This window comes from Streptomyces sp. SID14436, assembly GCF_010548465.1.
GTDB lineage: Bacteria > Actinomycetota > Actinomycetes > Streptomycetales > Streptomycetaceae > Streptomyces.
In genome coordinates this window covers 1-9644 of the sequence record NZ_JAAGMD010000140.1, presented here as the reverse complement: position 1 = coordinate 9644, position 9644 = coordinate 1, and the positions used below count along the sequence as shown (strand labels likewise).

At 74.2% G+C, this 9644-nt stretch carries 8 protein-coding genes; 4 read left to right on the top strand and 4 right to left on the bottom strand.

Features of this window, described 5'->3' with window-relative positions; all coding sequences use genetic code 11:
* Positions 1–223 precede the first annotated feature (223 nt).
* Together G3I53_RS05300 and G3I53_RS05295 are read left to right on the top strand one after the other, a co-directional pair.
* Positions 224–1057, top strand: coding sequence for a methyltransferase (locus tag G3I53_RS05300; protein WP_164438067.1), 834 nt, complete (start codon positions 224–226; stop codon positions 1055–1057).
* 291 nt (positions 1058–1348) lie between these two features.
* Positions 1349–1753, top strand: a complete 405-nt coding sequence (locus G3I53_RS05295; RefSeq protein ID WP_164339014.1) for a DUF3040 domain-containing protein — start codon at positions 1349–1351, stop codon at positions 1751–1753.
* A 343-nt stretch (positions 1754–2096) separates the two neighbouring features.
* On the opposite strand, the gene G3I53_RS05290 is transcribed toward G3I53_RS05295, so the two are convergent.
* The 4 genes from G3I53_RS05290 to G3I53_RS05275 all read right to left on the bottom strand — a co-directional run bounded on the left by G3I53_RS05290 (position 2097) and on the right by G3I53_RS05275 (position 7724).
* Entirely contained in the window at positions 2097–4484 is a 2388-nt protein-coding gene (locus G3I53_RS05290; protein WP_164339015.1) for a DUF3488 and transglutaminase-like domain-containing protein, read from the bottom strand.
* A complete protein-coding gene (locus G3I53_RS05285; protein ID WP_164438066.1) occupies positions 4484–5845 on the bottom strand; it encodes a DUF58 domain-containing protein in 1362 nt (453 codons plus the stop codon). Before G3I53_RS05285 ends, G3I53_RS05290 begins: the two co-directional genes overlap by 1 nt.
* On the bottom strand, positions 5845–6858 hold the full coding sequence (locus tag G3I53_RS05280) for a MoxR family ATPase (protein WP_164335890.1): 1014 nt from the start codon (positions 6856–6858) through the stop codon (positions 5845–5847). Before G3I53_RS05280 ends, G3I53_RS05285 begins: the two co-directional genes overlap by 1 nt.
* A 317-nt stretch (positions 6859–7175) precedes the next feature.
* On the bottom strand, positions 7176–7724 hold the full coding sequence (locus G3I53_RS05275; protein ID WP_164345907.1) for a carbonic anhydrase: 549 nt from the start codon (positions 7722–7724) through the stop codon (positions 7176–7178).
* A gap of 427 nt (positions 7725–8151) precedes the next feature.
* Here G3I53_RS05275 and rsmH point away from each other — a divergent pair, with 427 nt between their 5' ends.
* Both rsmH and G3I53_RS05265 read left to right on the top strand, forming a co-directional pair.
* Positions 8152–9156, top strand: a complete 1005-nt coding sequence (gene rsmH, locus G3I53_RS05270) for a 16S rRNA (cytosine(1402)-N(4))-methyltransferase RsmH (protein WP_343239557.1) — start codon at positions 8152–8154, stop codon at positions 9154–9156.
* 55 nt (positions 9157–9211) lie between these two features.
* Positions 9212–9644: hypothetical protein (locus G3I53_RS05265; protein WP_164438065.1), on the top strand; the 433-nt coding region annotated here is incomplete at its 3' end.

Genomic DNA, 9644 nt, shown 5'->3' with positions numbered 1-9644 from the left:
GGCCCGGGGGCGGGGCGGCCCGGGGGCGGGGCGGCCCGGCCGGCGGGCCGAGCCGTCCGTCCGCCCCTGCCCCGACGGCGCAGGCAGGTGACCGGATCCGGTGGTGGAGGCAATAGGGTGGAAGGCGCCTGAAGCCCGCCCGTCCCGATGCCCGGGACCGGGCGGACACGTCCGATCGCCCCGCCCGAGGATGAAGGCGGTGCCGCGCCGAGGAGCAACTGCCGTGCCGGACCCGATGCGCCCGTCCGCCCCCGACCACCCGCAGACGGCGTCGCCGCGCCCGGAACCCGCCCGGTCCCGGGCCGCCCTGCGCACCGCCGTGGTCTGGGAGATCCTCCAGGACGCCCTGGAGAAGCGGGTGAAGGCGACCGGACGCCAGGCGCTGGACGTCCTCGACGCCGGCGGCGGCAGCGGCAACTTCGCCGTCCCGCTGGCCCGCCTCGGCCATCGTGTCACCGTCGTCGACCCCAGCCCCAACGCGCTGTTCGCCCTCGAACGCCGGGTCGCCGAGGCCGACGTCGCCGACCGGGTCCAGGGCCGCCAGGGCGACGCGCACGGCCTCTTCGACGTGGCCGAGCGCGGCGGCTACGACGTGGTGCTGTGCCACGGCGTCCTCGAATACGTCGAGGACCCCGCCGACGGGCTGCGCAACGCGGTGGCCGCCCTGCGCCCCGGAGGCGTCCTCAGCCTGCTCGCCGCCGGCCTCGGCGGCGCGGTCATCGCCCGCGCCCTGGCGGGCCACTTCACGGAGGCCCACCAGGCGCTCGGCGACCCGGACGGCCGATGGGGCAGCGGCGACCCCGTACCCCGCCGCTTCACCGCCGCGCGGCTCACCGAGCTGGCCGAGGGCACGGGCCTCAGGATCGCCGCCGTGCACGGCGTGCGCGTCTTCGCCGACCTCGTTCCCGGCGCGCTCGTGGACACCGAGCCCGGCGCGCTGGACGCCCTGCTGAAGCTGGAGGCCGCGGCGGCGGAACTCGCCGCCTTCCACTCCGTGGCCACGCAGCTCCATGTGCTGGGCGAGGCGGGCGAGGCCCCCGGGACCGCCGGGGACTGAGTTGTCTCCTGTGACGAGCCGCTGATCAGGGGCTCGTGCGAAACCCCGCGCGCGCATGGAGTGCGCCACAGGCCCCCCGAATGGCGGCTGGGCGCCGTATGATCGAGGGAGACCGCCCCGGCATGACGGGACGGCCGCCGGGGAATGAGAGCCTCAGCGAGCCGGCACGTCCATGACGGGTTCCGGTTGGCCCATTGGCGTAGAGGGGCGGGTTTCACGGGGGCGATTCCCTGCCTATCCTGTAGGGACCCCCCGGGTCGCCCCCGGCGACTGCACGATGAGGAGGACTCCGTGCCGCTCTCGGAGCACGAGCAGCGCATGCTCGAGCAAATGGAGCGAGCGCTGTACGCCGAAGATCCCAAGTTCGCGTCGGCGCTCGAGGGAAGCGGGCTGCGTACGTACACCCGTCGGCGGGTCTACCAGGCGGTCGTGGGCTTCCTCGTAGGTATTGCGCTCCTCATGGCCGGTATGGTCGCCCAGCAGGTCTGGCTCAGCGTGGTGGGATTCCTCGTCATGCTGGGCTGCGCGGTTCTCGCCGTGACCGGCTGGCGCAAAGCGCCCAAGCCCGGCGAGCAGCCGGCCGCCGCTGCCCCGGGCGTCCCGCAGGCGGGACGACAGGGCCGACAGCGACGGTCGATGATGCACCGGATCGAGGAACGCTGGCAGCGTCGCCGTGACGAACAGGGTGGCCATTAGGCCCGGATGTTCCACCGGTTCCGCGCAGCCGTCGGACAGGTGAAGACGTGGTGCAGGGGGTGACCGCCCGCTCGGCGGTCACCCCCTGACGCATGCCCGGGGACGCCGGGACGCCTGGACGCCGGCGGCGGACGCCTCGCTTCCTCAGCGCCGTGCCACCACCCCACCCGACCCGCGGGGTGGCCCTCGCCTCACCCCGTCCGCAGCCGCCACGGCACGGCACGACGGACCCCGGATGCCCCACCGGACGGAACCGGTGGCGGAACGGTCCTGGAACAGACGCGAGGGGTGGTACGGCTCGGTGCCGTACCACCCCTCGCGTCTGTTCCTGTCGGCGCCCGCGTCAGCCCTGCTGCCGCGAGGGCCGGCGCCACGTCGGCCGCAGTGCCAGGGCGCGCCGGCGCACCCCGGCCCACCACGCCGACGCCTGCCACACCACCCGCACGGTGGAGCGCGGGGCGAACACGGCACGCAGGCGTGCGCTCCGGCCGGAGGAGGCCCGCAGACCGGTGATCACCCGGCGGACGTCGTCCGCGAGACCGGCCACGGGACGTGGACGCGGGGCGTAGAGGACCTGCTCCACCGCGTCCGCCACCCGGTGCACCGAGGCCGCCGCCTCTTCGTCCAGCCGGCCGAGACGGATGACCCGCGCCGCCGCCTTGCGCGGCGTCAGGGACTCGTCGGGGGAGACCCCGTGATCCCACGCCGTGTCCGTCAGCTCGTCCCAGACGGCCAGGACGTGCGGCGCCGCATCGGCCTCGGAACGCCCGTGGGCGCCCAGACGCACCGCACGGGTCCGCAGCCGCCACAGCATCGGTGTCAGGGGCACCAGCAGGACCGCGAGCCCGCCCAGGGCCCACAGCAGCACCGTGTACCACCTCGGGCCGTCGCCACCGGCCGCGATCACCGCCTCGGCCGACTCCGTCGGGCACCCGCCGTCCAGCCGGATCCGTTCCAGCGTGCAGCCGTCGCTCGCCGACGGGGCCGCGGACGGCGCCGCCGAGGCCGCCTCCGAGGGCCGGGCCGGGTCCGGCAGCGCGTTCTCCTCCGTGTCCGGCTGCGTGTACGACGGGATCGAGCCCCGGGTCGGCGTCGGCTCGAAGCGGGTCCAGCCGATCCCCTCGAAATACAGCTCCGGCCAGGCGTGCGCGTCCCGCAGCCCGACCGCCACCGTGCCGTCCGCCTGCGGGGTGCCGGGCGCGAAGCCCACCGCCACCCGCGCCGGGATCCCGAGGGACCGGGCCATCGAGGCCATGGCGAAGGAGTAGTGCACGCAGAAGCCCTGCTTGTCGCGCAGGAAGCGGGCGATCGCCCGCGAACCGCTGCCGACGTCCACCTGGGTGTCGTACTCGAAGCCACCGCTCACCGCGAACCAGTCCTGCAGCTGCACCGCGCGGTCGTAGTCGCTCGCCGCGCCCTCGGTGACCTCGCGGGCGGTGCGGTGCACCACGTCCGGCAGCGAGTCCGGCAGCTGGGTGAACTCCCGTTTCAGGGCGGCCGGCGGCTCCGGCGCACCGGCCAGCTGCTCCGCCGTGGGCCGGACGTCGAGGCTGCGCACCTCGTAGGTCATCCCGCGGGTGTCCTGCCCGTGGTCGCCGACCAGCGTCATCCCGACCGGCTCGTAGCGCCAGTTGCCCCGGATGCCGACCCCGCTCGGCGGATACGGCATCGGCAGCCAGTCCTGCCCGTACCAGTCGGCGGTCGAGATCGTCGTGCCGACCTCCGCCCGCTCGATCTCGGGGCCCAGGCCCGCCGGGGTCGGGAAGGTGCCGTCGGGCACCGTGGTGATGGACCGCTTCGACGGCTTCCAGGTGGTGCCGTCGAAGTCGTCCAGGGAGACGATCCGCAGGTACAGGTCGGAGGTGTCCTCCAGCTCGGTGCGCACCGACATCACCTGGCGGTCCTCGTTCACGTTCAGCGAGTCGCGCAGCGACACCAGCGGGTTCACCGCCGAGATCGTGCCGCCCCCGCCGCCGCCGCGCCCGACGCCCGAACCGGCCGGGTCCAGCAGGCCGCCGTCCATCGCCGGCAGGGCCAGCGGCACCACCAGGGCGATACCGAGCGCCACCATGCCGATCCGCCGGCCGGTGCGCACCGGGGCGGTCGCGCCCGGTTCACCGCCCGGGCCGCGCGTCGCCCCGCTGAAGACCCGCCCCCACTGGGAGAGCCGGTCGCGGCCCTCGGCGAGCAGCAGCATCAGATAGCCCGCGGCCGCCAGCAGGAACCACAGCCAGTCGCTGCCGCCGTCGGAGAGTCCCGCCGCCACCGAGTACAGGGCGAGCAGCGGAAGGCCCGCGGGGGCCGCGCTGCGGAAGGTGACCGCCAGCGTGTCCACCAGCAGCCCGATCAGCAGGACCCCGCCGACCAGCATCAGCCGGATGCCGTCGGACAGGGGCGCCGGTATCGCGTACCGGCTGACGTCGTTCCCGCCGCTCTCCAGCAGCTCGGCGAAGAAGCGGATCGCCTCCGGGCCCGGGATCAGCCCCGCGAAGGCGTGCTCGCGGGCGAAGACCAGGGTCAGCAGGAACAGGGTGACCAGCAGCTGGGCCGCCACCGTCACGAACCGGGGGAGCGGCACCCTGCGGGCCGCCGCCCCCACGCCCGCCTGCACGGCCAGCAGGAACGCCGCCTGCATCAGCCAGGTGGCCGGCCTGACCAGGGGCAGCAGGGCGCTCGCCGCGAGCAGCGTGGCCCCCCACGCCGCCAGCGTCAGCCGTATCCGCCCGCTCATCACGGTCCCTCCCCGCCGTTCGCCGCGGCCAGTCCGGAGCGCTCCCGCTCCGCCAGCCGCCACAGCCCTTCCAGGGCGGCACCGCGCGGCACGCCCACCGCCGTCCAGCCCGCCTCGCGCAACAGGCGCAGGGTGTCCCCGCTGCCCGCCGCCGGCCCGGGGCCGCCGGCCGGGTCCCGCCGCCAGCTCTCCCGGTCCAGCACGAAGGCCAGGGCGCCGCCGCTGCGCTGCCGCATCCGCGCGCACACGGCGGCCTGTTCCTCGTCGAGGCCGCCGAGGAACGCCACCAGCAGGCCCTCGTTCCCACCGCGCAGCACGTCGTACGCGCGGGACAGGCCCGCTCCGTCGGAGTGGTCGACCACCGCGAGGGTGTCCATCATCAGCCCGGCCGCGTCCGCCGACTCCTGGCCGGAGCCCGCGAACCCGTCGGAGCCCTCGCCCGGCACCGCGTTGCCCGTGTCGGTCAGCAGCCGCACCGAGAAGCCCCGCTCCAGCATGTGCACCAGCACCGAGGCGGCGCCCGACACCGCCCACTCGAAGGCCGAGTCGGGTCCGGCGCCCTCGTAGGCGATGGCCCGGGTGTCCAGCAGCACCGTGCAGCGGGCGCGCTGCGGCTGCTCCTCGCGGCGCACCATCAGCTCGCCGTAGCGGGCCGTGGAGCGCCAGTGCACCCGGCGCAGGTCGTCGCCGTAGCGGTAGCCGCGCGGGATCACGTCGTCCTCGCCCGCCAGGGCCAGGGCGCGCAGCCGCCCGTCGCCGTATCCCCTCGCCTCGCCGCTCAGCCGCACCGGCGGCAGCGGCTCCACGCGCGGGACGACCGTGAGCGTGTCGTACGTGGAGAACGACCGGGTCAGCTCGCACATCCCGAACGGGTCCGACAGACGCAGCTGCAGCGGGCCCAGCGGGTACCGGCCGCGCAGGTCGGAGCGGACCCGGTAGGACACCTCGCGGCGCCCGCCCGCCTCCACCCGGTCCAGGACGAACCGCGGGCGGGGTCCCAGGACGTAGGGCACCCGGTCCTGGAGCATCAGCAGGCCGGTGGGCAGCCGGGAGACGTTGTCCATCCGCAGGTGCACCCGGGCCTCCGACCCGGCCGGGACGCGCGCGGGGGAGAGCCGGCGGCTGCCCGCGACCCGGTAGCGGGTGCGGAAGAGCACGCCCGCGCACACCAGCGGCAGCACCGACAGCAGCAGCCCGACCCGCAGCAGATCGCTCTGGCCGAGCACGTACGCGCAGATCGCGGCGGCCACCCCGGCGGCCAGGAAGGAACGTCCGCGGGTGGTCAGCCCGGCCAGGGCCGTGCGTACGCCGCCCCGGTCACCGCCGGTCCCCTCGGCCCGGGCCGCCCCCGCGGAGGCCATCACAGCCTCCGCGGCGGGTGCTGGCCGTAACCCGGCACGCCCTGGCCCGGGCCGAAGCCGGACTGCTGGGGTGCCGCCGCCGGGACCGGGGTGCTCTGCAGGATCTCCTGGACGACCTGCTCGGCGGTGCGGCGGTTGAGCTGTGCCTGCGCGGTGGGCAGCAGCCGGTGGGCGAGCACGGCCACGGCGAGGGCCTGCACGTCGTCCGGCAGCGCGTACTCCCGGCCGCTCAGGGCCGCGGCCGCCTTCGCCGCGCGCAGCAGGTGCAGCGTGGCGCGCGGCGACGCGCCGAGTCTGAGGTCCGGGTGCGTACGGGTGGCCCCGACCAGGTCGACCGCGTACCGGCGGACCGGCTCGGCGACGTGGACGCCGCGCACCGCCTCGATCAGCTTCACGATCTCGTGCGCGTGCGCCACCGGCTGGAGGTCCTCCAGGGGGGAGACGCCGCCGTGCACGTCCAGCATCTGCAGTTCGGCCTCGGCGCTCGGATAGCCGACCGAGACGCGGGCCATGAAACGGTCGCGCTGGGCCTCCGGCAGCGGATAGGTGCCCTCCATCTCGACCGGGTTCTGCGTCGCCACCACCATGAAGGGGCTGGGCAGCTCGTAGGTTTTGCCGTCGATGGTGACCTGGCGCTCCTCCATCGACTCGAGCAGCGCGGACTGCGTCTTGGGCGAGGCGCGGTTGATCTCGTCGCCGATCACCACCTGCGCGAAGATGGCACCCGGCTTGAACTCGAAGTCACGGCGCTGCTGGTCCCAGATCGAGACCCCCGTGATGTCCGACGGCAGCAGGTCCGGCGTGAACTGGATGCGCCGCACCGAACAGTCGATGGACCGCGCCAGCGCCTTGGCCAGCATCGTCTTGCCGACTCCCGGGACGTCCTCGATGAGCAGGTGTCCCTCGGCGAGCAGCACGGTCAGCGAGAGCCGTACGACCTCGGGCTTGCCCTCGATCACGCCTTCCACCGACCCCCGCACGCGCTCCGCGACGGCGGTCAGATCATCCCCCACCCTCGAATACGCTCGGTCGGGGGCGCCCCCATGGCTCGCTCGATCGTCAAAGGTCGGCACCCGGCCCTCCTCGGCCCTTGCCCACGCTCCCGGGGAGCGGGGGCACATATGTTCCGGGCCGACGCCTTGCTGTGCGGACCGGCCCACCCCGAATCACGGACACCACGCGGGAAAAGTTCCGCGTGACACCACTCCCGCATTCTTGCCGCCGTTACCGATTCGTGTCACTCGCCTGTGGACAACTGGCGGCGATATGTCAGGTCGTACGACCTTCGTGCTTCCTGGGGGCCAGGGGCGCGATCGGGACGGGCGGCAGGTCAGGCGGGGTCGATCTCCCGCAGCAGACCGCTCTTGACGTCGAAGACGAAACCACGCACGTCGCCGGTGTGCAGCAGGAACGGCGAGGTCCGCACCCGCTGCATCGACTGCCGCACGTCCTGGTCGACGTCCCGGAAGGCCTCCACGGCCCAGGCCGGGCGCTGGCCGACCTCCATCTCCAGGTCGTGCCGGAACTCCTCGGTGATGGACTCCAGACCGCAGTTCGTGTGGTGGATCAGCACCACGCTGCGCGTACCCAGAGCGCGCTGGCTGATGGTCAGCGAGCGGATCACGTCGTCCGTGACGACCCCGCCGGCGTTGCGGATGGTGTGGCAGTCGCCGAGTTCGAGGCCGAGTGCCGCGTGCAGGTCCAGACGGGCGTCCATGCAGGCCACGACCGCGACGCGGAGGACCGGGCGGGCGTCCATGCCGGGGTCGCTGAACGCCGCGGCGTACTGCTGGTTGGCGTCGACCAGACGGTCGGTGACCGTCTCCTCGCCGAGCGTCGCGCGTCCTGAGCCAGCGGGAACCGATGCAGAAGTCGTCATACTCATGACGGTAATGCTCACCTCCCGCGGCGGCGCGTCATGAGACGGGACAAAGAACCGCATCGGGATTTGTTGTGAGGTAATCCACAGAGGGGATGTGATCTGCCTCTTGTGGGTGAATTGTCCCGTGCCGGGGCGTACCCGCACCGGCCGCCCGCGACGCGCAGGCCGGTTGATTGACCGGGCGACACCGTGGACTAAAGTGACGCGAAGCGGGAGGCGAGGCCCTCCCGCTGGACTGTTTTCCCAGGGAGACCCGGGCCCGGCCCGGAGATCTCCTCGCGTGCGCGGCGCGTACGCACGGCTCGGCCTCCTCCCGCTCCCGGCCTCCTCCCGCTTCCGGCGCCGACAGGCCGCCCCTTCACGGGGGGAGGGGCGGGGACCCGGCGGTGCGACACGGCCGGGCCGGATGTGAGAGGGCCCATCAGTGACAGGGCGCGAAGCGCGTGAGAACACCGGTGACGGCGAGCGAGAGGCGGGCCCGGCGCGGCACGTCCCGGTCATGCTCGACCGCTGCCTGGACCTGCTCGCCCCCGCCCTGGAGCGGCCCGGAGCGGTGGTCGTCGACTGCACCCTCGGCCTCGGCGGCCACAGCGAGGCCCTGCTGCGCCGCTTCCCCGAGGCCCGCCTGGTCGCCCTCGACCGGGACAAGGAGGCCCTGCGCCTGTCCGGCGAACGGCTCGCCCCCTTCGGCGAGCGGGCCACCCTGGTGCACGCCGTCTACGACGAACTGCCCGACGTCCTCGACCGGCTCGGCCTGCCGCGCGTGCAGGGCGTGCTGTTCGACCTCGGGGTGTCCTCCATGCAGCTCGACGAGGCCGACCGGGGCTTCGCCTACGCCCAGGACGCCCCCCTCGACATGCGCATGGACCAGACGACCGGCATGAGCGCCGCCGAGGTCCTCAACACCTATCCGCCCGGCGACCTCGTGCGGATCCTGCGGACCTACGGCGAGGAGAAGCAGGCCAAGCGGATCGTCGCCGCCGTCGTCCGCGAGCGCGAGAAGGAGCCGTTCGACCGCAGCGCGCGCCTGGTGGAGCTGATCCGAAACGCCCTGCCCCAGGCCGCCAAGCGCACCGGCGGCAACCCGGCCAAGCGCACCTTCCAGGCCCTGCGGATCGAGGTCAACGGTGAGCTGGCCGTGCTGGAGCGGGCGATCCCGGCCGCCGTGCGGGCCCTCGACGTGGGCGGACGCATCGCCGTGCTGTCGTACCACTCCCTGGAGGACCGGCTGGTCAAGCAGGTCCTCGCGGCCGGCGCCGCCACCACCGCCCCGCCCGGACTGCCGGTGGTCCCCGAGCGCTACCAGCCCCGGCTCAAGCTGCTCACCCGAGGTGCCGAACTCCCCACCGAGGAGGAGATCGCCGAGAACCGGCGCGCGGCCCCCGCACGGCTGCGCGGCGCCCAGCGCATCAGGGAGCACCTCGAATAGAGGTGCCGGGCGAGGGGACGTGCACGGGCAGAAGAACGAACCCAGGGGAGCGTGAGTGAACAGGAAACCCGAACTGAGGGGGAGGGCGGCCCGTCTCGCGCAGCTCCTCCCCGCCGGGCGGGCCCGGGCGGCCCGCACACCCTTCGTCCTCCTCGTCGTCCTCCTCCTCGGCGGCGGGCTGATCGGACTGCTGGTGCTGAACTCCGCGCTGAGCGAGGGCGCCTTCGAACTCGACGACCTCAAGCGGGACACCAAGAACCTCACCGACGAGGAGCAGGCCCTCCAGCGGGACATCGACGCCCACTCCGCCCCCGACGCCCTCCAGCGCCGCGCCCGCGACCTCGGCATGGTCCCCGGCGGCGACCCCGCCTTCCTCGGCCCCGACGGCAAGGTCAAGGGCGTGCCCGGCCCCGCCGCCGCGGCCGGCACCCCCCGCGTCCCGGCACCCGAGGCGATGGCCACCGCGACGGTCCCGCTGCCCAGCGCCG

What these genes read in the sequence shown, in the direction of transcription:
- G3I53_RS05290 (WP_164339015.1), bottom strand. Translation starts at nt 4,484, where the DNA reads ATGAGCGGGCGGATACGGCTGACGCTGGCGGCGTGGGGGGCCACGCTG.
- G3I53_RS05285 (WP_164438066.1), bottom strand. Translation starts at nt 5,845, where the DNA reads ATGGCCTCCGCGGGGGCGGCCCGGGCCGAGGGGACCGGCGGTGACCGG.
- G3I53_RS05275 (WP_164345907.1), bottom strand. Translation starts at nt 7,724, where the DNA reads ATGACGACTTCTGCATCGGTTCCCGCTGGCTCAGGACGCGCGACGCTC.